The 26,529-nt window shown below is 59.9% G+C and carries 19 protein-coding genes; 12 read left to right on the top strand and 7 right to left on the bottom strand.

Features of this window, described 5'->3' with window-relative positions; translation table 11 throughout:
- Positions 1–67 precede the first annotated feature (67 nt).
- The gene (locus DCO47_RS08290) at positions 68–505 is read right to left on the bottom strand and encodes a universal stress protein (protein WP_042609030.1); all 438 of its coding nucleotides are present in this window, start codon (positions 503–505) and stop codon (positions 68–70) included.
- A gap of 103 nt (positions 506–608) precedes the next feature.
- On the opposite strand from DCO47_RS08290, the gene DCO47_RS08285 reads away from it, so the two are divergent.
- From DCO47_RS08285 to DCO47_RS08250, 7 genes are all read left to right on the top strand, one after another.
- Positions 609–1,046 (top strand): hypothetical protein, encoded by a 438-nt coding sequence (locus DCO47_RS08285; RefSeq protein WP_064365366.1) that lies wholly within the window; start codon positions 609–611, stop codon positions 1,044–1,046.
- Between the two features lie 525 nt (positions 1,047–1,571).
- Positions 1,572–3,719 (top strand): fatty acid oxidation complex subunit alpha FadB, encoded by a 2,148-nt coding sequence (fadB, locus tag DCO47_RS08275; RefSeq protein ID WP_064365365.1) that lies wholly within the window; start codon positions 1,572–1,574, stop codon positions 3,717–3,719.
- Between the two features lie 29 nt (positions 3,720–3,748).
- Positions 3,749–4,924 carry an acetyl-CoA C-acyltransferase FadA gene (gene fadA / locus DCO47_RS08270; RefSeq protein ID WP_016775495.1) on the top strand — a complete coding sequence of 392 codons (1,176 nt, stop codon included), beginning with the start codon at positions 3,749–3,751 and terminating at the stop codon, positions 4,922–4,924.
- 93 nt (positions 4,925–5,017) lie between these two features.
- A complete protein-coding gene (locus DCO47_RS08265; protein ID WP_042609033.1) occupies positions 5,018–5,254 on the top strand; it encodes a DUF1653 domain-containing protein in 237 nt (78 codons plus the stop codon).
- Positions 5,255–5,368: 114 nt separating this feature from the next.
- On the top strand, positions 5,369–8,002 hold the full coding sequence (gene topA, locus DCO47_RS08260) for a type I DNA topoisomerase (RefSeq protein WP_042609034.1): 2,634 nt from the start codon (positions 5,369–5,371) through the stop codon (positions 8,000–8,002).
- Between the two features lie 144 nt (positions 8,003–8,146).
- On the top strand, positions 8,147–8,671 hold the full coding sequence (locus tag DCO47_RS08255; protein WP_116657887.1) for a DUF6586 family protein: 525 nt from the start codon (positions 8,147–8,149) through the stop codon (positions 8,669–8,671).
- A gap of 106 nt (positions 8,672–8,777) precedes the next feature.
- Complete coding sequence (locus tag DCO47_RS08250; protein WP_003226592.1) at positions 8,778–9,011, top strand: hypothetical protein; 234 nt, start codon at positions 8,778–8,780, stop codon at positions 9,009–9,011.
- Positions 9,012–9,108: 97 nt separating this feature from the next.
- On the opposite strand, the gene sulA is transcribed toward DCO47_RS08250, so the two are convergent.
- Together sulA and lexA are read right to left on the bottom strand one after the other, a co-directional pair.
- Positions 9,109–9,582, bottom strand: coding sequence for an SOS-induced cell division inhibitor SulA (gene sulA / locus DCO47_RS08245; protein WP_064365362.1), 474 nt, complete (start codon positions 9,580–9,582; stop codon positions 9,109–9,111).
- A 10-nt stretch (positions 9,583–9,592) separates the two neighbouring features.
- Positions 9,593–10,201: a transcriptional repressor LexA gene (gene lexA, locus DCO47_RS08240; RefSeq protein WP_064588433.1), complete on the bottom strand. Its 609-nt coding sequence runs from the start codon at positions 10,199–10,201 to the stop codon at positions 9,593–9,595.
- A 229-nt stretch (positions 10,202–10,430) separates the two neighbouring features.
- On the opposite strand from lexA, the gene DCO47_RS08235 reads away from it, so the two are divergent.
- From DCO47_RS08235 to DCO47_RS08220, 4 genes are all read left to right on the top strand, one after another.
- Positions 10,431–11,138 carry a TetR/AcrR family transcriptional regulator gene (locus DCO47_RS08235; RefSeq protein ID WP_116657886.1) on the top strand — a complete coding sequence of 236 codons (708 nt, stop codon included), beginning with the start codon at positions 10,431–10,433 and terminating at the stop codon, positions 11,136–11,138.
- A gap of 158 nt (positions 11,139–11,296) precedes the next feature.
- Complete coding sequence (gene nagZ, locus DCO47_RS08230) at positions 11,297–12,307, top strand: beta-N-acetylhexosaminidase (RefSeq protein WP_064365361.1); 1,011 nt, start codon at positions 11,297–11,299, stop codon at positions 12,305–12,307.
- A gap of 12 nt (positions 12,308–12,319) precedes the next feature.
- Entirely contained in the window at positions 12,320–13,057 is a 738-nt protein-coding gene (locus DCO47_RS08225; protein ID WP_042609039.1) for an S-methyl-5'-thioinosine phosphorylase, read from the top strand.
- 9 nt (positions 13,058–13,066) lie between these two features.
- Entirely contained in the window at positions 13,067–16,360 is a 3,294-nt protein-coding gene (locus tag DCO47_RS08220; protein ID WP_116657885.1) for a DEAD/DEAH box helicase, read from the top strand.
- A 126-nt stretch (positions 16,361–16,486) separates the two neighbouring features.
- Here the strand turns inward: DCO47_RS08220 and DCO47_RS08215 are convergent, their stop codons facing one another.
- From DCO47_RS08215 to mfd, 3 genes are read right to left on the bottom strand one after another with little or no spacing between them, the layout of a single operon-like run.
- Positions 16,487–19,177, bottom strand: a complete 2,691-nt coding sequence (locus DCO47_RS08215; RefSeq protein ID WP_116657884.1) for a DEAD/DEAH box helicase — start codon at positions 19,175–19,177, stop codon at positions 16,487–16,489.
- A gap of 11 nt (positions 19,178–19,188) precedes the next feature.
- Complete coding sequence (locus tag DCO47_RS08210; RefSeq protein ID WP_042609042.1) at positions 19,189–19,770, bottom strand: CsiV family protein; 582 nt, start codon at positions 19,768–19,770, stop codon at positions 19,189–19,191.
- 10 nt (positions 19,771–19,780) lie between these two features.
- Positions 19,781–23,230 carry a transcription-repair coupling factor gene (gene mfd, locus DCO47_RS08205; RefSeq protein ID WP_024013632.1) on the bottom strand — a complete coding sequence of 1,150 codons (3,450 nt, stop codon included), beginning with the start codon at positions 23,228–23,230 and terminating at the stop codon, positions 19,781–19,783.
- Positions 23,231–23,584: 354 nt separating this feature from the next.
- On the opposite strand from mfd, the gene DCO47_RS08200 reads away from it, so the two are divergent.
- Positions 23,585–25,048, top strand: a complete 1,464-nt coding sequence (locus DCO47_RS08200; protein WP_016775482.1) for a glyceraldehyde-3-phosphate dehydrogenase — start codon at positions 23,585–23,587, stop codon at positions 25,046–25,048.
- Positions 25,049–25,216: 168 nt separating this feature from the next.
- Here DCO47_RS08200 and DCO47_RS08195 read toward each other — a convergent pair whose 3' ends face one another.
- Positions 25,217–26,515 carry an MFS transporter gene (locus DCO47_RS08195; RefSeq protein WP_042609043.1) on the bottom strand — a complete coding sequence of 433 codons (1,299 nt, stop codon included), beginning with the start codon at positions 26,513–26,515 and terminating at the stop codon, positions 25,217–25,219.
- Positions 26,516–26,529: the final 14 nt, after the last annotated feature.

Genomic DNA, 26,529 nt, shown 5'->3' with positions numbered 1-26,529 from the left:
GCAGCACTCATTTTGAATGCGCCGACGTATTCGCGAGCAGGCTCGCTCCCACAATGAGCAAGACAAGTCAGCGTTTGACCAGGTGCACCGCCAGTACATCGCAAGGCGCACCGTGCAGCACGTCATTCGCAGTCGAGCCGAGCAATAGCGCCAAACCATGACGGCCGTGGCTGCCAACCACAATCAGATCGCACGCCTGGTCTTTGGCGAAGTGGTGGATTTCCTGGCGTGGCTGGCCGTAGGTCAGGTGGCAATTGGCGCCTTCGAGTTCGGGATATTTCGATTTCAGTTTTTCCAGGCGCTCCTTGGCCTGATCGAACTGCTGTTGTTGCAGTTGTGACAGGTCCATCGGCACGTCGCCACCGAAGGCCATGGCCATCGGTTCAACGATGTGCACCAGCGACAACTTGGCACCGTTGCTCACCGACAGCTCGCGGGCGCGGTGGATCACAGGGTCGCACTCTTCGGTCAGATCTACAGCGACCAGTATGTGGTGGTAGGGCATGAGGTGCTCCTCCTGAGGGTTCGATATTGGTAAGTATGGCTGGTTTCAAGCGCATTGGTTCGCTAGTGACACAATGGGCTCATCAAAAATCGGGAGTACAGATATGACGGTCTGGCTGGTGGTGTCAATCCTGCTGGTAGTTTTAAGTCCGCTGGCATGGTTGCGCCCATCGCGTACACAGAGCGGGCGCATGGCCCTGCGCATGGAAGCGCGGCGCATCGGCCTGGCCATGCAGCTGGCGCCGCAGGAGTGGCCGCACTGGCTGTTGCCTGAGCCGCCGAATCCCTGCGCCCAGTACCACCGGCCGCGGCGTGGCAGTCAGCCGGCGTGCTGGACCTACTGGCAGAAGGCTCCCGGAGTCTGGGTCAATCAGTGGCAGGAAGTCTGTGATGAGCGGACGCTGCTGGATTATTTCGAAAAATTGCCGGGCAATGTTTTCAAGATCGAAGCGGACAGGCAGATGATCGCCCTGTACTGGGGCGAGAAGGGTGAGGCGACAGTTCTGCAGGACATTGATGCGACGCTGAAAGCGCTCGCGTGACGTGGCGATTTTTCTCACTGCAACGGTGTGATGCGTCCGGCAGACGCGCATTAAAAAGCCCGACATGATTCGTCGGGCGGGTTGGCCAGGCAGGCCGGTAAACTTTTTCGCGGCAGGCGCTTGGTTCGCCTCGGCAAATTCTCTGAAGTCCACCTAGCGTAGCCTTCTGAACAGGGCACGTCGGGAATTAGGGCGACTTTTCTAACTATTGATTCTATGAATAGCTGACCATGCGGGCGCGTGTTGCTGCTCATCATGGTGCAGAAATGACTGCAAAGTCGCGTTTCAGCCCGAATTTAGGGCGATTGACAATTGTCAGAAATTCCGTGAATGTGACGTACCCGAATCAAACGGGCGTATGAATTGAGCGTTTGTCTTACAGACTGCTCCTACAGAATCCCGACTATCGCGTTGGCGGGTGTGCCAGGCGGACAGGTATCAGCATCGACGAACAAAGCGTCCTTCTGAGCCATATGCCTGCGTCCGACGTGTACTGTTCAGCTTCCATATCGTGGAGATCAGTTGATGATTTACGAAGGTAAAGCCATCACGGTTAAAGCTCTTGAAAGTGGCATCGTCGAATTGAAATTCGACCTCAAGGGTGAGTCCGTCAACAAGTTCAACCGTCTAACCCTGAACGAACTGCGTCAGGCCGTAGACACCATCAAGGCAGATGCTTCGATCAAGGGCGTGATCGTCAGCAGTGGCAAGGACGTGTTCATCGTCGGCGCCGACATCACCGAATTTGTCGACAACTTCAAGCTGCCGGATGCCGAGCTGGTTGCTGGCAATCTCGAAGCCAACAAGATCTTCAGCGATTTCGAAGACCTCAACGTGCCAACCGTCGCGGCCATCAACGGCATCGCCCTCGGTGGCGGTCTGGAAATGTGCCTGGCGGCCGACTATCGCGTCATGTCCACCAAGGCCAAGATCGGCCTGCCGGAAGTCAAACTGGGCATCTACCCGGGCTTCGGCGGTACCGTACGTCTGCCACGCCTGATCGGCGTCGATAACGCCATCGAATGGATTGCCGCCGGCAAGGAAAACCGCCCTGAAGACGCGCTGAAAGTCAGCGCCGTCGACGCCGTGGTTGCTCCCGAGAAGCTGCAGGAAGCTGCCCTCGAGCTGATCAAGCGCGCCATTTCCGGTGAGTTCGACTACAAGGCCAAGCGTCAGCCGAAACTTGAAAAACTCAAGTTGAACGCCATTGAGCAGATGATGGCTTTCGAAACCGCCAAAGGTTTCGTCGCCGGTCAAGCGGGTCCGAACTACCCGGCGCCGGTCGAAGCGATCAAGACCATCCAGAAAGCCGCGAACTTCGGGCGCGACAAAGCTCTGGAAGTGGAGGCTGCAGGCTTCGTCAAACTGGCCAAGACTTCTGCTGCGCAGAGCCTGATCGGTCTGTTCCTGAACGATCAGGAACTGAAGAAAAAGGCCAAGGCCTACGACGAAATCGCCAAAGACGTGAAGCAGGCCGCCGTACTCGGCGCTGGCATCATGGGTGGCGGTATCGCCTATCAGTCGGCCTCCAAAGGCACGCCGATCCTGATGAAGGACATCAACGAGCACGGTATCGAACAGGGTCTGGCCGAAGCCGCCAAGCTGCTGGTTGGTCGCGTTGACAAAGGTCGCATGACCGCCGCGAAGATGGCTGAAGTGCTCAACGCCATTCGTCCGACCCTGTCCTACGGCGACTTCGGTCACGTCGATCTGGTCGTCGAAGCTGTGGTGGAGAACCCGAAGGTCAAGCAAGCGGTACTGGCTGAAGTCGAAGGTCAGGTCAAAGAGGACACCATCCTCGCCTCCAACACTTCGACCATTTCCATCAGCCTGCTGGCCAAGGCCCTCAAGCGTCCGGAAAACTTCGTCGGCATGCACTTCTTCAACCCGGTGCACATGATGCCGCTGGTGGAAGTGATCCGTGGCGAAAAGTCGAGTGAACTGGCTGTTGCCACCACCGTTGCCTACGCGAAGAAAATGGGCAAGAACCCGATCGTCGTCAACGACTGCCCGGGCTTCCTCGTTAACCGCGTACTGTTTCCGTACTTCGGCGGTTTCGCCAAGTTGGTCAGCGCCGGTGTCGACTTCGTCCGTATCGACAAGGTCATGGAAAAATTCGGCTGGCCGATGGGCCCGGCATACCTGATGGACGTGGTCGGCATCGACACCGGTCACCACGGTCGTGACGTCATGGCTGAAGGTTTCCCGGATCGCATGAAGGATGACCGTCGTTCGGCCATCGACGTGCTGTACGAAGCCAAGCGCCTGGGCCAGAAGAACGGCAAGGGTTTCTACGCCTACGAGGCCGACAAGAAAGGCAAGCAGAAGAAAGTCGCCGATCCGTCGGTGCTGGAAGTGCTCAAGCCGATCGTTTACGAGCAGCGCGAAGTCACTGACGAAGACATCATCAACTGGATGATGATCCCGCTGTGCCTGGAAACCGTGCGCTGCCTGGAAGACGGCATCGTCGAAACCGCCGCCGAAGCCGACATGGGTCTGGTTTACGGTATCGGTTTCCCTCCATTCCGTGGCGGCGCGCTGCGCTACATCGATTCGATCGGTGTCGCCGAGTTCGTTGCCCTGGCTGACCAGTACGCTGATTTGGGCGCGCTGTACCACCCGACCGCGAAGCTGCGCGAAATGGCCAAAAACGGCCAGAGCTTCTTCGGTTAAGCGCCCCCAACTAGAGTGAGAGTGAACTTATGAGCTTGAATCCTAGAGACGTCGTGATTGTCGACTTCGGTCGTACTCCGATGGGCCGCTCCAAGGGCGGCATGCACCGCAACACCCGCGCTGAAGACATGTCGGCGCACCTGATCAGCAAACTGCTGGAACGTAACAGCAAGGTCGACCCGGCGGAAGTCGAGGACGTGATCTGGGGCTGCGTCAACCAGACCCTGGAACAGGGCTGGAACATCGCGCGCATGGCGTCGCTGATGACCCAGATTCCGCACACCTCGGCCGGCCAGACCGTCAGCCGTCTGTGTGGCTCGTCGATGAGTGCACTGCACACTGCTGCGCAAGCGATCATGACCGGCAACGGTGACGTGTTCGTGGTCGGCGGCGTCGAGCACATGGGCCACGTGAGCATGATGCACGGTGTCGATCCGAACCCGCACATGTCGCTCTACGCGGCGAAAGCCTCAGGCATGATGGGCCTGACCGCTGAAATGCTCGGCAAGATGCACGGCATCACCCGTGAGCAGCAGGATGCCTTTGGCGTGCGTTCCCACCAGTTGGCCCACAAGGCAACTGTGGAAGGCAAGTTCAAGGACGAAATCATCCCGATGCAGGGTTACGACGAGAACGGTTTCCTGAAACTGTACGACTACGACGAAACCATTCGTCCGGAAACTACCCTGGAAAGTCTGGCGGCGCTCAAGCCGGCATTCAATCCGAAGGGCGGTACCGTGACGGCGGGCACTTCGTCGCAGATCACGGACGGCGCCTCGTGCATGATCGTGATGTCGGCGCAGCGCGCGCAGGACCTGGGTATCCAGCCGATGGCGGTGATCCGTTCGATGGCAGTGGCGGGTGTGGATCCGGCGATCATGGGCTATGGTCCAGTGCCAGCGACCCAAAAAGCCCTGAAGCGTGCGGGCCTTGGCATCAACGATATCGACTTCTTCGAGCTCAACGAAGCTTTCGCTGCACAGGCCCTGCCAGTGCTGAAAGATCTGAAAGTGCTCGACAAGATGAACGAGAAGGTTAACCTGCACGGCGGCGCGATCGCCCTGGGTCACCCGTTCGGTTGCTCCGGTGCGCGTATTTCCGGCACCCTGCTGAACGTGATGAAGCAGAATAGCGGTACCTTCGGGGTGGCCACTATGTGCATTGGTCTCGGCCAAGGTATCTCCACCGTCTTCGAACGCGTTTAAGCGTCTCGTCGATGGAAGCCGGGGCCCAGTGCCCCGGTTTTTGTTTTTGGGTTTTTTATTTATTTTTGAAAAGATTTCAGTGAGGGCCGAAGCATGCCGATACAACCTGGGCTCTATCAACATTACAAAGGTCCGCAATACCGTGTATTCAGTATTGCGCGGCATTCCGAGACCGAAGAAGAAGTGGTCTTTTACCAAGCCCTGTATGGCGATTACGGCTTTTGGGTGCGCCCGCTGAGCATGTTTGTCGAGTCGGTCGAGGTTGACGGCGAGCAGGTGCCGCGCTTTGCTTTGGTGCAAGCCGAACCGAGCCTTTTTCCCAAGGTTTGAGGCGACTGCGCAGAGAACCCTGCGCTTGACCTCACCTTGTATCAACTATATATAGCGGTGCCGCGTCAGGCGCCAACCGCCTTTCACTTCTAGAATTCAGGAATTTTCTGATCCATGGGCAAATCGCTGGTCATTGTGGAATCCCCGGCTAAGGCCAAGACCATCAACAAGTATCTGGGTAACCAATACGTGGTGAAGTCGAGTATCGGCCATATCCGAGACCTGCCCACCAGCGGTTCGGCTAGCGCCAGCAAAGAGCCAGCCGCCAAGCGTGGCAAGGCGGCTGCGGGCGAAGGTCCGGTGCTCTCGCCGAAAGACAAAGCGCGCAAGCAGCTGGTCTCGCGTATGGGCGTCGATCCCGAGCACGGCTGGAAAGCCAAGTACGAGATCCTTCCGGGTAAAGAGAAGGTCATCGAAGAGCTGCGCCGGCTCGCCAAGGATGCTGACACCATCTATCTCGCAACCGACTTGGATCGCGAGGGGGAAGCCATTGCCTGGCACCTGCGCGAAGCCATCGGTGGTGATGACAGCCGCTACAAGCGCGTGGTGTTCAACGAAATCACCAAGAAGGCGATTCAGGAAGCCTTCTCCGAGCCGGGCGAGCTGGACATCGATCGTGTCAACGCCCAGCAGGCGCGTCGCTTCCTCGATCGCGTTGTCGGCTACATGGTGTCGCCGCTGCTGTGGGCCAAGATCGCCCGTGGTCTGTCCGCCGGTCGTGTGCAATCGGTAGCGGTGAAACTGGTGGTCGAGCGTGAGCGCGAAATTCGTGCGTTCATCCCGGAAGAATACTGGGAAGTGCATGCCGATCTCGGCACTGCCAAAGGCTCGACCGTGCGTTTTGAAGTGGCTCGCGAAAAAGGCGAAGCCTTCAAGCCGCTCAACGAAGCCCAAGCCATGGCTGCGCTGGAGAAGCTCAAATCCTCCAGCTACAGCATCGTCAAGCGCGAAGACAAGCCGACCAGCAGCAAGCCGTCGGCGCCTTTCATCACCTCGACCTTGCAGCAGGCCGCGAGCAACCGCCTCGGTTTCGGCGTGAAGAAAACCATGATGATGGCCCAGCGTCTGTACGAAGCCGGCTACATCACTTACATGCGTACCGACTCGACCAATCTCTCGGCCGACGCCGTAGCGATGGCGCGCACTTACATCGAAGACGAGTTCGGCAAGAAATACCTGCCGGAATCGCCAAACGTCTACAGCAGCAAGGAAGGTGCGCAAGAGGCTCACGAAGCGATTCGTCCCTCCGACGCCAACACCACACCGAGCAAACTGGCGGGTATGGAGCGCGATGCCGAGCGTCTGTATGAGCTGATCTGGCGTCAGTTCCTCGCCTGCCAGATGCTGCCGGCGCAGTACCTGTCGACCACCGTCAGCGTTGGCGCTGGCGACTTCGAGCTGCGCGCCAAGGGCCGTATCCTCAAGTTCGACGGTTACACCCGCGTGATGCCACAAATTGCCAAGCCTGGCGATGACGACGTACTGCCGGATATGGCGCAGGGCGATGTGATGAAGCTGATCAAGCTCGATCCGTCGCAGCATTTCACCAAGCCACCGGCGCGTTACTCCGAAGCCAGTCTGGTCAAGGAAATGGAAAAGCGCGGCATCGGTCGTCCTTCGACCTACGCTGCGATCATTTCGACCATTCAGGATCGAGGTTACGTGACGCTGCACAACCGCCGTTTCTATTCGGAGAAGATGGGCGACATCGTCACCGAGCGTCTTTCCGAGAGTTTCTCCAATCTCATGGACTACGGCTTCACCGCCGGCATGGAAGAGAACCTCGATGACGTGGCGCAAGGCGAGCGCGACTGGAAAAACGTACTGGACGAGTTCTACGGCGACTTCAAGAAGAAACTCGAAGTAGCGGAAAACCCGGACAGCGGCATGCGCGCCAACCAGCCGGTCATGACCGACATTCCGTGCACCACCTGCGGCCGCCCGATGCAGATTCGTACTGCCTCGACTGGCGTGTTCCTCGGCTGCTCGGGCTACAGCCTGCCGCCGAAAGAGCGCTGCAAGGCCACGGTCAACCTGGTGCCGGGCGATGAAATCGCAGCGGACGACGAGGGCGAATCGGAATCGCTGGTACTGCGTGGCAAGCATCGTTGCCCGATCTGCAGCACGGCGATGGACGCCTACCTGCTGGACGAAAAGCGCAAGTTGCACATCTGCGGCAACAACCCGGATTGCGCCGGTTATGAAATCGAAGAGGGCAGCTATCGCATCAAGGGCTATGAAGGTCCTAGTCTGGAGTGCGACAAGTGCGGCAGCGAGATGCAGCTCAAGACCGGTCGTTTCGGCAAGTTCTTCGGTTGCACCAACCCGGAGTGCAAAAACACCCGCAAACTGCTGAAGAGCGGTGACGCAGCGCCACCGAAGATGGATCCGGTGAAGATGCCTGAGCTGAAATGCGAAAAGGTCAACGACACCTACATCCTGCGCGACGGCGCATCCGGTCTGTTCCTGGCCGCCAGTCAGTTCCCGAAAAACCGCGAGACCCGTGCTCCGCTGGTAATCGAGATTCTGCCGCACAAGGACGAGATTGATCCGAAGTACCACTTCCTGTGCGAAGCTCCGCAGAAGGATCCTGACGGTCTGCCGGCGGTCATCCGCTACAGCCGCAAGACCAAGGAGCAATACGTGCAGACCGAAGTCGATGGCAAGCCTACAGGATGGAAGGCGTATTACGACGGTGGCAAGTGGACAGTTGAAGACAAGCGCAGCGCGAAGGCCAAGGCTGAGTAAGCGTTAGTCTGAACAGCGAAAAGGCCGCATGAAACCTTAAGGATTTCATGCGGCCTTTTTGTTTTGTGCTTGCGGTGGCATTGGCTGATCCACGACACTGTCCGGCCTGTGTGAAGCAATTATTTCGTTGTGGAGGCTGCCGTCATGGCCCACGAACTCTATACCCGCACCAACCAGAAAATCTATTTCGCCGGACTGTCACTGGAAGCTCTGGCTCGTGCAGAAGAAGGGCGGGCGATGAATTCTCTGGCGCTGATTCAGGCCGGGCGTGAGTCGGCGTTGTTCCACCTCTACGGCGCACTGCTGGGTCTGTGTCATGAGATTGCCGGCTTTTACCGGCTACCACAGGCCAATTCGCCGAGGGCGGAGGAGTTGCTGAAGCAGGAAGTTCTGGAATCGATCGCTATCCCGGAGCTCGCAGAAATGGTCGAGCTGGCCGGGAACCCGGAAACCTGGCTGGCCAAACTGCTGGCGGCGCACGCGGCACTGTTTCAACCTCCCAGGGTGCCACGCAAGCCGAAAGGCGACGTGACACAGCCGCTGATTCAGGCCATCAACCTGGATGAAGAAGAGGCGTCAGAAGAGCTGACTCGAGAGGAGCTGGAGAGCTGGCGACAGAGCCTCAAAGGCTTTGCCATTCGATTCCGTGAGGGCTTGAACGAGTGCTGACGGGGTTTGATGCAGTGGCAATCAGAAACATGCTGCTGGTCAAGATCCCGAGCGAAGCTCGAATGATGTCTATATAATCGCTGCCTTTCGTGGAGAACAGACTTATATGCCAACGTCCTTTCTAGAAATTGTCGAGTTACCAGACGGCCGAATCGAACTGCGCAGGGCTGAGGACGAAGGCTCCCTGGTGACGCTGGATTTCTCCGAGGATGCCAAGGCGTTCCTGCAAGGCCAGCACGTCGAAATTGCCAAAGCGATGCTGAGCGTCGGCGTGCAGATGGCGGGGCGTATGGTTGAAGGCGAGTTTGATAAGGAAGAGGGGCCGCGGGTTCTTCATTGATCCACGCCTTGACCTTTTCTCGATCGCTTGCACTTCAGATCGGCTTCTCTATCCATGGAGAAGCCCTGCGCTTCACACAGCCCGCATCACCAGGCAATTACCCCAAACGAATGTTCAGACTCTGAGCTTCGCCCGTACGCGCGGCGCTGATCAGTTGTTGCCGCGAGTTGGCGTTCAACGGGTTGAGCCAGGTCACCACGGTATGGCTGCGACCCAGGCGCAAAGCTTCGCACGCCAGTTGCTGAGCGCTTTGAGTGCCCCGCGGTTGCAGCAGCAGAATGCGTTCGCGATTCAGTCCGGCATCGCGCAGCCAGGTTTGCGTCAGGCTGGCGGGCGGAGCGATCAGCGTCAGCCAGCGAGCATCCTGATCCTCGCTGAGCTCGCGCAGGATCGGCGCGAGCAGGTTCAGGCAGTTCCCGGCAGCACCACGCAGTGACAGTTCACTGAAGGCATCGGGTTTGGCATTCCAGTCACGCTCGACCACGTCTTTCAGAATCGGCGCCATAGGCTGGGCCAGAAACGCTTCGAATAAAGGCAGTTGTGTTTGCTGAGGTGTGTGTGGGAACTGCATGGAGCCTCCTTTAGCGGCGAATGACGCCGACACTCAAGCCTTCAATCACCAGTTCCTGATCTTTCAGGTCGACTTCGATAGGGGCAAACTCGGGGTTTTCGGCGATCAGCCAGACTTTGCTGCCTTCCCGCTTGAAGCGCTTGACCGTGACTTCGTCGCCGATACGGGCAACCACGACCTGGCCGTTACGTGCTTCACGGGTGGTATGTACGGCCAATAGATCACCGTCGAAAATGCCGATGTCCTTCATGCTCATGCCGTGCACACGCAACAGGTAGTCGGCGCGAGGATGGAAAAAGGTCGGGTTGATGTTGCAGGATTCTTCGATGTGCTGCTGGGCGAGGATCGGCGCGCCGGCAGCCACTCGGCCAATGATCGGCAGGGTGGAGTCGTCGGGCTTGGCTTCGAAGCCGGGAATACGGATGCCGCGGGAAGCGCCGGGCGTCATCTCGATCGCGCCCTTGCGGGCCAGGGCCTTGAGATGTTCTTCCGCCGCATTGGGCGATTTGAAACCCAGTTCCTGAGCGATTTCCGCACGGGTGGGCGGATAGCCGTTGTCTTCTAGGCAACGTTTGATAAAGGCCAGAATCTCGGCTTGGCGTGGCGTCAGCTTTAGCATATTGATCGCTCTGTCTTTTTATACAGTGACTGGGATTATATACAGTGAAGCGCTCTTGGCAATGGTCGTTTTTTTGCCGCCCGCCGAGCGGTCGCCAAGGGCACTTATTAATGCTGTGGTCTTGTGTGGTTAAATAGCTGACCGACCATTCCCAAAACGAACCGGCAGGCTTGACAAGGCACAGGCTGAAACGTATGTTTCAAACAAGTGTTTGTCAGGCGGAGTAGCCATGGCCCAGTCGGAAACCGTTGAACGCATTCTTGATGCTGCCGAGCAGTTGTTCGCGGAGAAAGGATTCGCTGAAACCTCATTGCGTTTGATCACCAGCAAGGCTGGCGTCAATCTGGCTGCGGTGAATTATCACTTCGGCTCGAAGAAGGCGCTGATCCAGGCGGTGTTTTCGCGTTTTCTCGGACCATTCTGCGTCAGTCTCGACAAAGAGCTCGAGCGCCGTCATGCCAAGCCGGAAAACAAGCCGACGCTCGAAGAGTTGCTGGAAATCCTCGTCGAGCAAGCGCTCGTCGTGCAGCCTCGCAGCGGCAACGACCTGTCCATCTTCATGCGCTTGCTCGGCCTCGCATTCAGTCAGAGCCAGGGTCACTTGCGGCGTTATCTGGAAGACATGTACGGCAAGGTGTTCCGCCGCTACATGCTCCTGGTCAACGAAGCGGCGCCCCGCATTCCGCCGATCGAGCTGTTCTGGCGCGTGCACTTCATGCTTGGCGCCGCCGCGTTCAGCATGTCCGGGATCAAGGCCTTGCGCGCGATTGCCGAAACCGATTTCGGCGTCAACACGTCCATTGAGCAAGTGATGCGCCTGATGGTGCCGTTCCTCGCCGCCGGCATGCGCGCCGAAACCGGCGTTACCGATACAGCCATGGCCAGTGCGCAATTGCGGCCGCGCAGCAAATCCACGCCGGTCGCCGCCAAGGTTTGACCGCGCACGGGTGGGCGCGGCAGCGGGGATCCGCTAAGCTAGCCGGCCATGCCGACTCTCGTACTGAACCCGATCTGCATGAGTTCTGCTGACCGTCCGGGCGCTGCCCACGGTAGCGAACACAGGCAGGTCGGGTTTTTCGTTTTCAAGGAATCTCTATGACTGCTGGCCTGCAAGGCTCGTTGATGGTGGACGTCGCCGGTACCTGGCTGACGGCCGAAGATCGCCAATTGTTGCGTCAGCCCGAAGTGGGCGGCCTGATCATTTTCGCCCGTAACATCGAGCATCCGCGCCAGGTGCGTGAACTCAGCGCGGCTATCCGTGCGATTCGTCCGGATCTGTTGCTGGCGGTGGATCAGGAGGGCGGGCGCGTGCAGCGCCTGCGTCAGGGTTTCGTCCGTCTGCCGGCCATGCGCGCCATCGCCGACAACCCGAACGCCGAATACCTCGCCGAGCAATGCGGCTGGATCATGGCCACCGAAGTGCTGGCGGTCGGGCTCGACCTGAGTTTCGCCCCGGTGCTGGATCTGGACTATCAGCGCAGCGCCGTGGTCGGAACCCGTTCTTTCGAAGGCGATCCCGAGCGTGCTGCCTTGCTCGCAGGCGCATTCATTCGCGGCATGAACAGCGCCGGCATGGCCGCCACCGGCAAACATTTCCCCGGCCACGGTTGGGCCGAAGCCGACTCCCACGTGGCGATTCCGAACGACGAGCGCAGCCTCGACGAGATCCGCGCCAACGATCTCGTGCCGTTTGCCAAACTCAGCAAACACCTGGCCGCCGTCATGCCGGCCCACGTCATCTATCCGCAAGTCGACTCACAGCCCGCCGGCTTCTCCCGGCGCTGGCTACAGGAGATCCTGCGCGGCGAGTTGCAGTTCGATGGCGTTATCTTCAGTGATGATCTGTCGATGGCCGGCGCCCATGTGGTCGGGGACGCCGCCAGTCGCATCGAAGCTGCGCTCACTGCTGGCTGCGACATGGGCCTGGTATGCAACGACCGCGCCGCTGCCGAACTGGCCCTCAGCGCCGCCCAGCGCATGAAGGTCAAGCCGTCCGCGCGTATCGCGAAGATGCGCGGTCAGGCTTTCGCCAGCACCGATTATCGTCAGGACCCGCGTTGGCTCACCGCCCTCGGCGCGCTCAAAGACGCCCAACTGATCGATTAAGGATTTTTCGTTATGACCGTTTACGCAATCATCGGTGGCACCGGCCTGACTCAGCTCGAAGGTTTGAGCATCCGCCAGTCGCTGGCAGTCGACACTCCTTACGGCGCGCCTTCGGCCGAAGTGCAGATTGGTGAGTACGCGGGCAAGGAAGTGCTGTTCCTCGCCCGTCACGGTCACCCGCACCGCTTTCCGCCACACAAGGTCAACTACCGCGCCAACCTCTGGGCATTGAAGCAGGCCGGTGCCGAAGCGATCATCGCAGTGAATGCGGTCGGCGGGATTCATTCGGCCATGGGCACCGGGCATTTCTGCGTGCCGCATCAGATCGTCGACTACACCAGCGGGCGCGAGCACACCTATTTCGCCGATGATCTGGAACACGTCACTCATATCGATTTCAGCTTTCCCTACAGCGAGCCGTTGCGTCAGCAACTGATTGCCGCGCTCGCCGCTGAAGGCTGCGAATACAGCGATCAGGGCGTGTACGCCTGCACCCAGGGCCCACGTCTGGAAACGGTCGCGGAGATCGTCCGACTGGAACGTGACGGCTGCGACATCGTTGGCATGACCGGCATGCCGGAAGCCGCCCTGGCCCGTGAGCTGGATCTGGATTACGCCTGTCTCGCACTGGTGGTGAATCCAGCCGCGGGCAAGACCACAGAAGTGATCACCATGGCCGAAATCGAGCAGGCACTGCACGATGGCATGGGCAAGGTGAAATCTACGTTGGCACGGGTGCTGGCCAGCTAAGGACTGTCCATGAGCATTTTCATCGAGCGGCTTAAAGGGCTGATATGGACCCACGCATTCACTAGCAAGGCGTTGGCCAAAGCCCGCGCTTATGCTGCCGATGACCGGGTCGAGATCATCGAAATCGATGACAAAAAGATCGAGGCGTTCTGTGTCGGTTCGGAACTTCAGGCGTATGAGCAAAGCATCTACCTGTCCGAAGATCGCCTGGGAACGGTTAATTTGCGGTGCTTGTGTACCTGTCCCGTTGCGATCGATTGCAAGCATTGCGCCGCGGTGCTCTATCACCTGCAGGGTACTGGCGACGATACGTCTGAAAGTGACGCAGCGGTCCCCTTGGGCCGGGCCCTGGAGCATTGGCTGTCGACAATTCCCGTGCCGGCCAAGCCTGCTGAAGAAAGTGCGCAAACCGCAGGCACGCGTCTGTTTTACAAGCTCAAACCGACGCCTGCGAACGGCAAGTGGCTGCTCGATATTTTCAAGGTCTATCAGCTCAAGAGCGGCGAGTTGCGCGAAGTAAAACCGATGTATTCGCTCTCGGACATGCTCATGCGCCAGCCCGGCTACCTGTCCGAGCTGGATCTGCGCGTCGCGAGGCTGCTGGTCGCCATGCACTCCCATCACGCCTATTACAGCGGCTATCCGCTGGAAGGCAGCAGTGGCGCCGAACTGCTGGAAATGCTCCTGCGCACCTCGCGCCTGTTCCTCGACTTCGAAGACTTGCAGCCCCTGGCGCCGGGCGCGAAACGCGTGGGCCAGTTCTCTTGGGCCGAGCAGGCCGACGGCGGCTTCCGCGCGCAGTGGAGCAGTGCCGAAGCCGCACAGGAAACCGTGCTGGCGCTGGAGCCGCTTTACTACCTTGATCGCGAGCAGCGCCAGGTTGGCCCGCTGTTCAGTGAGCTGGAAGAAAAACTCGCCTGCCATTTGACCCTCGCCCCAGACATTCCGGCGCGTCAGGCCATGCAGTTCAGCCATCGCATGAGCGCGACGAGCAGAATCCCGCCGCCGCACAAGCTCACCGAACGAATCATCGATGACGTGCTCCCGCAGCCGCAACTGACCCTGGTCAGCGGCCGGGAGCGTTCGCGCTGGGAATACGTTCTGGAGCACCGCGCCGCTCTGGTGTTTACCTACAACGGCCAGCCGGCGGTGGATCGTAATCCGGAAGTGATGATCCTCAACGGCAGCGAAACCCAGCGCATTCAACGTCAGCCTGCGCTGGAAAAGAAGCTGCGCCAGAGCCTGCAAAAGCACGGCTTCAAAAAAGCCACGCGCAAGAGCGCTATGGATCGTCCCGGCGAGATGTTTACCTTGCCGGATGATTCCGCCTGGCTCGGATTCATGCACGAAGGGCTTGCCACACTGCGCGCCGCAGACTGGAAAATCGAGATCAGTCCCGGCTTCCATTTCAATGTGCAACCGGTTGAACAGTGGTACGCCGAGGTCGAAGAAGAGGCCGGGCATCAGTGGTTTGATTTGCAGTTGGGCATCGTCGTCAATGGCGAGCGCTACAGCTTGCTGCCGATCCTTCTGCATCTGTTGCGCACCCAGCCGCGCTTGCTCGACCCGGTCAATCTGGCGCAACGCAGCGATGACGAAAAACTCCTGATCGAACTCAAGCCCAACGGTTTTGGCGACCAGGCGGGTGCCAAGGTCGCGTTGCCGCTGAGTCGGGTCAAACCGCTGATGGCGACGCTGGGCGAGTTGTACCTGGGCGGACATCAGGGCGATGCACTGCGCTTGACCGCTCCAGACGCCGCGCGCCTGAGTATGCTCGATGGCGTGCCGCTGGATTGGCAGGGCGGCGAACGCCTGCGGACCTTTGCCAGGCGCCTGCAGAATTCCAGTCACGCCCACGTTGCTGCGCCGGCCGGTCTCAATGCGCAACTGCGCCCGTATCAGCTCGAAGGCTTGAACTGGATGCAAACCCTGCGCGAGCTGGAGGTCGGCGGCATTCTTGGCGATGACATGGGCCTGGGCAAAACCCTGCAGACCCTGGCGCACCTGCTCACGGAAAAGCACGCCGGGCGTCTCGATTGCCCGGCACTGGCGGTGATGCCGACCAGCCTGATTCCCAACTGGCTTGATGAAGCCGAGCGCTTCACGCCGCAGTTGAAAGTCCTGGCGCTGCACGGCACCGGGCGGCAAAAGGACTTCGCCAATCTCGCCGAATACGACCTTGTGCTGACCACTTACGCATTGCTGCCCAGGGATCTGGAAACGTTGCAGCCGCAGGCGTGGAGCGTACTGATTCTCGACGAAGCGCAGAACATCAAGAACCCGCTGAGCAAAGCCGCGCAGGCCGCACGTGACTTGCAGGCCCGTCAGCGCTTGTGTCTGAGCGGTACGCCACTGGAAAACCACCTCGGCGAGCTGTGGTCGCAGTTCCATTTCCTCATGCCCGGCTGGCTCGGCGACAGCAAGTCGTTCAACCGCGATTACCGCACACCGATCGAGAAGCACGGCAACGTGCAGCGCATGCAGCACCTGACGGCGCGGATCAAGCCGTTTTTGCTGCGGCGCAAGAAGGATCAGGTCGCTACTGAGTTGCCGCCGAAAACCGAGATCATTCACTGGGTCGAACTCAGCGATGGTCAGCGCGACGTCTATGAAACGGTGCGCGTGGCGATGGACAAAAAGGTCCGCGACGAAATCGCCCGCAGCGGCGTGGCGCGCAGTCAGATCATCATTCTCGATGCGCTGCTCAAGCTGCGTCAGGTCTGCTGCGATCTGCGCTTGATCAACATGCCGCTCACGGCGAAGGCGTTGCGCTCGGGCAGCGGCAAGCTGACCAGCCTGATGGAGATGCTTGAAGAATTGCTCGGTGAAGGTCGCAGAATTCTGCTGTTCTCCCAGTTCACCTCGATGCTGGCGCTGATCGAGGAGGAGTTGCAGCAGCGTGGGCTCGGTTATTCGTTGCTGACCGGCGACACCACCGACCGGCGCACGCCAGTCAAGAATTTTCAGGGCGGCAAGGTGCCGTTGTTCCTCATCAGTCTCAAGGCCGGCGGTACCGGTCTGAACCTGACGGCGGCGGACACGGTGATTCACTTCGACCCGTGGTGGAACCCGGCCGTGGAGAATCAGGCGACTGATCGGGCTTATCGTATCGGCCAGAACAATCCGGTGTTCGTCTACAAATTGATTGCCAAAGGCACCGTCGAGGAGAAGATCCAGGCGTTGCAGCAGGAGAAGGCTGCGCTGGCCGGGGCGGTGCTTGAGGGGGGCACGACGGGGGGATTCAAACTCGAACAGAGTGATATCGAAGCGTTGTTTGCGCCGTTGCCGGTTTCCAGGGATTGAGCTTCGGTTTCAATCGTTTGACCGAGGTGATGCCTTTCGCGAGCAGGCTCACTCCTACAGGGGAACGCATTTCAAACTGTAGGAGTGAGCCTGCTCGCGAAAGCTATCTAACCAGCGACGACGATTTCAACGCTTGTCGATCTTGTCCGGCAACGGCGCAAACAGCGCTTCAATATCATCGCTCTGCAACTTCCAGTCTCCGGCCTTGCGCCCATCGAGCACGCCCGCGGCGAGGTCGGACTTTTCCTTCTGCAGGTGCTGAATCTTCTCTTCCACCGTGCCCCGGGCAATCATCTTGTACACGAACACCGGTTTTTCCTGGCCAATGCGATAGGCCCGATCGGTGGCCTGGTTCTCGGTCGCCGGGTTCCACCACGGGTCGTAGTGAATCACCGTATCGGCTTCGGTCAGGTTCAGACCGACACCGCCAGCCTTCAGGCTGATCAGAAAGATCTGACGCTTGCCGCTCTGGAATTCCTTTACCGGGGTGCGCCGGTCACGGGTCTGGCCGGTGAGCAGGGCATAGGCGACCTTGCGTTTTTTCAGTTCGTCCTCGATCAACGACAGCATCGAAGTGAATTGCGAGAACAGCAGAATCCGCCGACCTTCTTCGAACAATTCCTCAAGCATTTCCATCAGGCTGTCGAGTTTGCCCGAGGTGCTGCCGCGTGCGGGCAGGGTGGCGTCGTTGACCAGACGCAGGTCGCAGCAGACCTGACGCAGCTTGAGCAGTGCTTCGAGAATGATGATCTGGCTGCGCGCCACACCTTTGCGGGTGATCTCGTCGCGGACTTTCTTGTCCATCGCCAGGCGCATGGTTTCGTACACATCGCGCTGCGCTTCGTTGAGTTCGACCCAATGGATGATTTCGGTTTTCGGCGGCAGCTCAGTGGCGACCTGCTCTTTGGTGCGGCGCAGCAGAAACGGTTTAATCCGACCGTTGAGGTGCTGCAGCCTGACTTCGCTGCCGCGCTTTTCGATCGGCACGCGGTAGTCGGCATTGAAGCTCTTCACGTCGCCGAGCCAGCCCGGCAGCAGGAAGTGAAACAGCGACCACAGCTCACCCAAGTGGTTTTCCAGCGGCGTACCGCTGAGGCACAGGCGCTGGCGCGCATTCAGCTCGCGCGCGGCCTGGGCGGCTTTGCTGTTGGGATTCTTGATGTACTGCGCTTCGTCCAGCACCAACACGTGCAGCGGCTGCCTGGCCAAGCGCTCGACGTCTTTTGGCAGCAGGGCGTAGGTAGTGAGGATCAGATCGAAGTCGGCGAGATTGTCGAAGTGTTTCTTGCGCGTGGCGCCATACAGCGCGAGTACTTTCAGTTGCGGAGTAAAGTGCGCGGCCTCGTCGAGCCAGTTCGGAATCAGGCTGGTCGGCATCACCACCATGCACGGGCGATCGAGACGTCCGGCGTTCTTCTCGGTGAGAATATGCGCCAGGGTCTGTAGGGTTTTGCCCAGACCCATGTCATCCGCAAGAATCCCGCCGACTTCCAGTTGCCGCAGCGATTGCATCCAGCTCAAGCCTTCGAGCTGGTAGGGGCGCAGCGTTGCGTTCAAGCCTTGCGGCGCTTCGGCGCTGAAATCGCGGATGTCGCGCAGGCGCTGAGCGAAGGTGCGGATCTGCTCGCCGCCTTCCCACAGCAGCGGTAGCCCTTCCAGCGAATTGAGTCGGGTGGCATCAGCCTTGCTCAGGCGCAGGGTGGTTTCGCCCGGCTCCTGCAAATAGAACTCGCCCAGCGTCATCAATACCGGCTTCAAGCGGCCGAGCGGCAGCGCCACCTGCAACGGGCCGTGCTCGCTGGTGCGTTGCGGAATGTTTACCAGAATCAATTCGTCATCGCGACGACGGGCGAGGCGTTCCGGGTTGAGGATCTCGGTGTGCGAGCGCATCAGATTGAGCAGGATCGGCAGCAGGCTCAGGCGTTCGCCGTTGACGATAATGCCCAGTTCCAGATCGAACCAGTCGCGCTCCGGCGCCTGTTCGACGGTGGCGTACCAGTCGTCGACGGCGGTCAGGTCGAAGCCGAATTCTTCATCGATCTGCAACTCCCAGCCTTGGCTGCGCAACTTCGGCAGATCGTTGAGGGTGAAGGTCAGCCAGGCGCTGTCGTTGACCATTTCGTAGAGTTCGCCGGCGCTTTCCGGCAGGGCTTTGCTCTGCCTTGTGGCGATGCGGAAACCGAGGATTCTTAACTGCTCGCGGTAGGACTGTTCGACATCCGGGTGGCGTTTTATCCGCAAGGTCTGGGCTTCCTGACGGATCAGGATATCGCTGTGCTTTTGCCCGCTGACATATTCGTCCAGATAGCTGAACGACAGCGCCGCGCGGTGTTGAATGTAACGCTGCATCTTGCCATTGCGCGGCTCGAAAGCGCTGAACTCGACACTGGCCAGCCACAGGCGCGGCACCGGCTGCACGTTGTCCACCAGAACCTGCGGTGGCGCTTTCGGGCTGCGGTTTTCCAGCACCGCCTGGAGTTTCTCCAGCAGTTCGGCATCTTTCGCGGCGGCGGGGTAGTCGAGGGTTTCCTGGATTTTCAGCAGCACCGCCGCGCAGTGTTTGCAGTTGCTGCGCACCGGACAGGTGCAGGTGGCGTCGACCAGCAGCAGGGTGGCTTTGGCTGACTCGCGCAGATGGATAGTCTGCCGGTAGACACTGCCGCCAGAACCTTCGCAACTGGCGGTGATGGTCGCATCGCCGACCTGGGCGATGCGCACCCGATTCTCCAAAGCGTAGCGACGGCCGCGCTCCAGACTCTGTTCTTTGAATCGGCTGACCCACGACGGGGCCAGCGGTTTGCTCAGGGGCGGCGGCATAAGGACTTCGATCAGTCCGGCACGACTTCAGGCGCTTCCCGCGGCGCTGGCGCGGTGAGGGAAGTGATCTTGATCAGCAAGGCCAGATGACCGTTGTCGAGGTAGTTGAGCTGGCCGTTCTTGGTGTGGCTGTCCTGGCGCAGACGCTCACTGGCGGTGACCAGGCCATTGGCGTCGATCTGGTTGACCCAGAAGTCGGCGGTCACGTCGGTGAAGCGGCCGAGTTTCATTTCCAGCGTGCCCTCGATGGGGAACTGGCCGAACTGCTCCTGACCTTCACTGACCGCGACTTTCGCTGGCGCTTCGCCGAGGCTCTGCTGCCAGGCTTTGTGCATCAGCACCGTGTACTCGCCACTGGCCGTGAGTTTGGTTACCACATCATTGAGCGCGGGCGTGCGCTGGCTGTCGTTGCCCAAACGCTGGGCGCCAGCGGCCCAGTCTTCCGGCGCTGCGCGGCTGACGATTGCGGGTACGGCATTCTGGCGCACCAGAATCATTTCGACCTGATACGTGTCATCGGCAAACGCCGCTGGTGCTGCCACTGTCATCAAGAGCGAGGCAAGCAACAAAGTCAGAGAGCGGAACAGGCGCATCGGGCGTCCTTCAAGCGGATTTCGGGATGAGGCGCTCAAACAGCGCCTCGACAGTATTGAAACGTTCTTCCGGGCGCTCCATCGGCACCTGGAATTTGAACATCGTTGCGCCTTCGAACTTGTAGCGTTTGGGCTGCGTCTGGATCAGCTTGATCAGGGTCATCGGGTCAACCGGCGTCTGCGCTTCGAACTCGATGCGTCCGCCTTGCGGCCCGCCATCGACCTTCTTGATGCCGAGCTTTTCCGCCTGCAGTTTCAACGCGGTGATCCGCACCAGGTTCTTGGTCGGCTCCGGCAGCAGGCCGAAGCGGTCGATCATCTCGACCTGCAGATCCTTGAGCCCTTCCTCATCGGTGGCCGAGGCGATGCGTTTATACAGAATCAGCCGCGCATGCACATCCGGCAGATAATCTTCCGGAATCAGCGCCGGCACCCGCAGATTGACTTCCGGGCCGCCGCCAAGCGGTTGATCGAGGTTGGGTTGCTCGCCTTTGCGGATCGACTTCACCGCGCGCTCGAGCATCTCCATATACAAGGTGAAACCGACCGCCTGAATCTGCCCGCTCTGACCATCGCCGAGCAGTTCGCCGGCGCCACGGATTTCCAGGTCGTTGGTGGCCAGGACGAAACCGGCGCCGAGGTCCTGGGTGTTGGCGATCGCCTCCAGACGCTTTTCCGCATCCGAGGTGATCTGCTGGCGCGGCGGCGTCAGCAGGTAGGCGTAAGCCTGGTGGTGACTGCGACCGACACGACCACGCAACTGGTGCAACTGCGCCAGACCGAACTTGTCGGCGCGCTCGATGATGATGGTGTTGGCGCTCGGCACATCGATGCCGGTCTCGATGATGGTCGAGGCGATCAGCACGTTGAAGCGCTTGTGGTAGAAATCGCTCATCACCTGTTCGAGTTCACGCTCGCGCATCTGCCCGTGGCCGATACCGATGCGCGCTTCCGGCACCAGTTCGGCGAGGTCGGCGGCGCATTTCTCGATGGTCTTCACATCGTTGTGCAGGTAGTAAACCTGACCGCCACGCAGCAGTTCACGCAGCAACGCCTCTTTGACCGTGCTCTTGTTCTGCTCCATGACGAAAGTGCGCACCGACAGGCGTCGCGCCGGCGGAGTGGCGATGATCGACAGGTCGCGCATGCCTGACACTGCCATGTTCAGCGTGCGCGGGATCGGCGTGGCGGTCAGGGTCAGGATGTCGACTTCGCTGCGCAGGGCCTTGAGCTGTTCCTTCTGGCGCACGCCGAAACGGTGTTCTTCGTCGATGATCACCAGCCCGAGGTTTTTGATCTTCACGTCGTCGGACAGCAGCTTGTGCGTGCCGATAACGATGTCGATCTTGCCTTCCGCCAGATCGGCGATTGCCGCGTTGACTTCCTTGGCCGACTTGAAGCGACTCATCACTTCCACCGTCACCGGCCAGTCGGCGAAGCGGTCGCGGAAGCTGTTGTAGTGCTGCTGGGCGAGGAGGGTGGTCGGCACCAGAATCGCCACTTGACGCCCGCCGTGCACGGCGATGAACGCGGCGCGCATGGCCACTTCGGTCTTGCCGAAACCGACGTCGCCACAGACCAGGCGATCCATCGGTTTCGGCGCGAGCATATCCTCGCGCACGGCCTCGATGGTGGCTTGCTGGTCGGGAGTTTCTTCGAACGGGAAACCGGCGCTGAACGTAGCGTAATCGGCCTTCGGGTCGGCGAAGGCATAACCTTCACGGGCGGCGCGACGGGCATAAATGTCGAGCAGTTCAGCGGCGACGTCGCGCACCTGCTCGGCGGCTTTGCGCTTGGCTTTCTGCCAGGTTTCCGAGCCGAGGCGATGCAGCGGCGCGAGCGAATCGTCGCTGCCGGTGTAGCGTGCGATCAGGTGCAGGTTGGCGACCGGCACGTAGAGCTTGGCGTTCTCGGCGTATTCGAGGGTGAGGAATTCGGCGGCCTGATTGTCGATTTCCAGAATCGTCAGGCCCAGGTAGCGGCCGACGCCGTGATCGATATGCACCACCGGCGCGCCTTCGCGCAGCTCCGTGAGGTTCTTGATCACCGCATCGTTGCTGACGTCGCTGCGCTTCTCGCGGCGACGACGTTGCATGACGCGCTGGCCGAACAGCGGACTTTCCGCGACCAGCGCCAACGCCGGGTCGTCGAGCAGCAGACCTTCGTCGAGCGGGGCGATAGTGATCGCCAGACGATCCTTGCTGGCGACGAAGTCCGGCCAGCTGTCGACGGTTTTCGGCCGCAGCTTCAGACGTTCCAGCAGTTCCAGCAGGACTTCGCGACGACCCGCCGATTCGGCGGTGAACAGCACGCGCCCGGGGAATTCTTCGAGGAAACCTGCCAGCGCCGCCAGCGGTTGCGTGGCCTTGGCTTCGATGGCCAGATCCGGCAGCGCGTGCGCCGGGAAGCGTTCACGGCCCACGCCGCTTTCAACGTCCTGCTGACTGGCGACGACCCGCGGCCAGTTCTTCAGGCGCGCAAAGCAGTCTTCCACCGGCAGGAACAGTTCGGCCGGTGGCAATAAAGGACGCGAAGGATCGACGCGGCGTTCTTCATAACGGTTGCGCACGTCGTTCCAGAAATTTTCCGCCGCTTGCTCGATGCCCGGCAGCGAGAACACCTGAGTGTCCTGGGGCAGGTAATCGAACAAGGTCGAGGTTTCGTCGAAGAACAGCGGCAGGTAGTACTCGATACCGGCCGGGGTGATGCCGCTGCTCAGGTCCTGAAAGATCGGGCAGCGGCGGAAGTCGACGTCGAAGCGCTCGCGAAAGCGTGCCTTGAAGCGGGTGACTGCGTCTTTCTGCAGTGGGAACTCACGAGCCGGCAGCAGCTTGACCGACTCGACCTTGTCGATCGAACGCTGGGTTTCCGGATCGAAGGTGCGCAGGGTTTCGATTTCGTCATCGAACAGGTCGATGCGATAGGGCAGCTTGCTGCCCATCGGGAACAGGTCGATCAGCGCGCCGCGTACGGTGAACTCGCCGTGCTCATACACCGTGTCGACATAGCGATAGCCGCTGGCTTCGAGCCGCGCGCGCATCTGTTCGACGTCGAGCTTCTGGCCGATATCCAGCACCAGACTGCTGCCGAGCAGGAATTTGGTCGGCGCCAAACGGTGCAGGGCGGTGGTGATCGGTACCACCAGCACACCGTGGGCCAGTTCCGGCAGGCGATAGAGGCTGGCGATGCGCTGGGAAATGATGTCCTGGTGCGGCGAGAACAGGTCGTAGGGCAGAGTTTCCCAGTCGGGGAAATGCAGCACGGGCAAATCCGGGGCGAAGAAACTCAGCTCCTGTTCCAGCCGTTCGGCACTTTGGCTGTCGGCGGTCAGCAGCAGGGTAAAGCGCTTGGCAGCGCTGGCAGCCTCGGCAATCGCCAGGCTGAGGGCGGCACCGGGCAGATTGCCCCAATGCTGTTTACCTGCTTCGGCAGGGAGTAGCGGTAGACGCAGAACAGGCACGGAAGGTTGAGCTCCAGGCGTTGCGACAAAGTCGGTAATTGTAGCGGCCTCCGGTGCCGCCTGTCAGTTGCAGACTGCGTCTATCTTCACGGTTTGGACGAAATGTAGTGGTAACCATAAAAACGGGCACTTTTTTCGTGGTTATGTAGTGCCGAAACCGCGCGGTGTTACGGAGGGTTACAGACATCGTCTAACAGTCGTCGAAAAATTGACTGCGCTGAAAGCCCCGGTTTTACTGGGCTGGAGAAAGGCGTAAATTTTTTGAACGGGATTTTGTTACCGATTGCGCGACAAGCGCGCATTGCTGAAAGGGCTTGTCGGCGGCATAATGTAGCCCCTTTTTTCTGCCCCTACATGTGGAAGGTTACCGTGACTCAGAAGCCCGACCAGTGTCTTGGTGAATGGATCGACCGTGAAGCACTCGCAGAAGCGATGATCCCGCTTATCGGTCAGCTCTACCGCAATAACAACGTGGTTAGCTCGATCTATGGCCGCAGCCTGATCAACCAGTCTGTCATCGCGATTCTCAAAGCTCACCGCTTTGCTCGCCACCGTTCTTCCGACGACAGCGAACTCTCCGTCCACGAAACATTCCCACTGCTCAAGGCCATGAGCGAGCTCAAGCTCGGCGCGGCGTCGGTGGATCTGGGCAAGCTGGCGTTCAAATTCCGCAATGAAGGCAACGGCCGCAGCGCCGAGCAGTTCGTGCGTGAAGAGATGGCTGACGTGGTTGGTCAGCAAAACGCCTCGGCCCGCAAAGGCACTGACGTTGTTCTTTACGGCTTCGGTCGTATCGGCCGTCTGCTGGCGCGCATCCTGATCGAGAAAACCGGTGGTGGCGACGGCCTGCGTCTGCGTGCCATCGTCGTGCGCAAAGGCGCCGAGAACGACCTGACCAAACGCGCCAGCCTGCTGCGCCGCGATTCGGTACACGGTTCGTTCAACGGCACCATTACCATCGACGAAGAAAACAACACCATCACCGCCAACGGTAACCTGATCCAGGTGATCTACGCGAAGAACCCGACCGAGGTGGATTACACCCAGTACGGCATCAAAGACGCGCTGCTGGTGGACAACACCGGTGTATGGCGTGACGCCGATGGCTTGGGTCAGCACCTGGCCTGCCCGGGTATCGACCGCGTTGTTCTGACCGCGCCTGGCAAGGGCAAGCTGAAGAACATCGTTCACGGCATCAACCACGGTGAAATCACCGCTGACGACAAGATCGTGTCCGCCGCTTCCTGCACCACCAACGCCATCGTGCCGGTGCTGAAGGCTGTGAACGACAAGTTCGGCATCATCAACGGTCACGTCGAAACCGTTCACTCGTACACCAACGACCAGAACCTGATCGACAACTTCCACAAGGGCGATCGCCGTGGTCGCAGCGCCGCGCTGAACATGGTGATCACCGAAACCGGCGCCGCCACCGCTGCGGCCAAGGCGCTGCCAGAGCTGGCCGGCAAGCTGACCGGCAACGCGATTCGTGTGCCGACGCCGAACGTGTCGATGGCCATTCTCAACCTCAACCTTGAGAAAGCCGCCACCCGTGAAGAGATGAACGAGTACCTGCGCTACATGGCGCTGCACTCCGAGCTGCACAAGCAGATCGACTTCGTCAATTCGCAGGAAGTTGTGTCGACTGACTTCGTCGGCTCGCGTCACGCCGGTGTGGTCGATGCTGAAGCGACCATCGTGCAGGACAACCGCGTTGTTCTGTACGTCTGGTACGACAACGAGTTCGGCTACAGCTGCCAGGTGGTTCGCGTGATGGAAGACATGGCTGATGTGAATCCGCCAGCGTTCCCGCGCTAAGCCTCAGGCTTGAATGAAAACGCCCCGGCATTTTGTCGGGGCGTTTTTGTTTGTCTGCTTTATAGAGTTGTGTTGCCTGCGTAGGCCTCATCGCGAGCAGGCTCACTCCTACAGGGGGGGAAGTTCACAATTCCCTGTAGGAGCGAGCCTGCTCGCGAAAGCATTCTGTCAGGCGCCGCTGGCAACCGAAGCCTGCGCCGTGCGCAACTCATGCCGATTGCCACGGAACAACACTAGCGTGGCAACCAGTCCTAACACAGCCGCGCCGCTGAGCCAGATGCCTGGTGCTGCCTTGTTGTCCAGCACATGAATCAGGTAGGTGCACGCCGCCGGAGTGAACCCGCCGAACGTCGCCGTCGCCAGGCTGTAGGCCAGTGAAAACCCGGTCGTGCGCACTTCCACCGGCATGATCTCGGTCAGCGCCACCACCATCGCACCGTTGTAGGAGCCATAGAGGAACGACAGCCACAGTTCGACAATCAGCAAATGGCTGAAGCTCGGATTCGCCACCAGCCACGACAGCGCCGGATACGCAGTCAGGATCGCCAGAATCGTCGCCGCCAGCAGTAAGGGCTTTCGCCCGATCTTGTCGGAAACAGCGCCCATCACCGGCAGCCAGAAGAAGTTCGACAAACCAATGCACACGGTCACCAGCAAGGCATCGAGGTCCGACAGGTGCAGTTCGGCTTTGCCGAACGTCGGGGTGTAGGCGGTGATCAGGTAGAACGACACCGTGGTCATCACCACCAGTGCCATGCCGGCGATGACGATGCCGAAGTTCTGGCCGATCGAACGGACGATTTCGCCGAGGGTAGGGCGGTGGGTGCGCGCCTGGAATTCCGGGGTTTCCTCCAGCGAGCGACGGATGAAGAAAATCACCGGCACGATCATGCAGCCAATCAGAAACGGTACGCGCCAGCCCCATTCGCCCATTTGCTCCGGACTCAGCCAGTGATTCAGAGCAACGCCGAGCAGGCCGGCGAACACCACCGCAGCTTGTTGGCTGGCGGACTGCCAACTGACGAAAAAGCCTTTACGCCCCGGCGTGGAGATTTCCGCCAGATACACCGACACACCGCCCAGTTCCACGCCCGCCGAGAAGCCTTGCAACAGACGGCCGAACAACACCAGCAGCGGCGCGGCGACGCCGAGCGTCGCGTAGCCGGGCACGCAGGCAATCAGCACTGTACCGGCGGCCATCATCGCCAGAGTGATGATCAGCCCTTTGCGCCGTCCGTGACGGTCGATATAGGCGCCGAGAAAAATCGCCCCGAGTGGGCGCATCAGGAAGCCGGCACCGAAGGTCGCCAGCGACAGCATCAGCGAAGCGAACGCGCTGTCGGTGGGGAAGAAGGTTTTGGCGATGGCCGTGGCATAGAAGCCGTAGACCATGAAGTCGAACATTTCGAGGAAGTTGCCGCTGACAACGCGAAAGATCGCTTTGCCTTTGCCCGTGGTCGAGGACATGGGAGGTACTCACT

It is taken from the genome of Pseudomonas sp. NDM (assembly GCF_003105095.1).
In the GTDB taxonomy this organism is placed as follows: domain Bacteria; phylum Pseudomonadota; class Gammaproteobacteria; order Pseudomonadales; family Pseudomonadaceae; genus Aquipseudomonas; species Aquipseudomonas moraviensis_A.
Note: the sequence above shows the minus strand (reverse complement) of the source record. Positions and strands in the feature narration are given on the sequence as shown.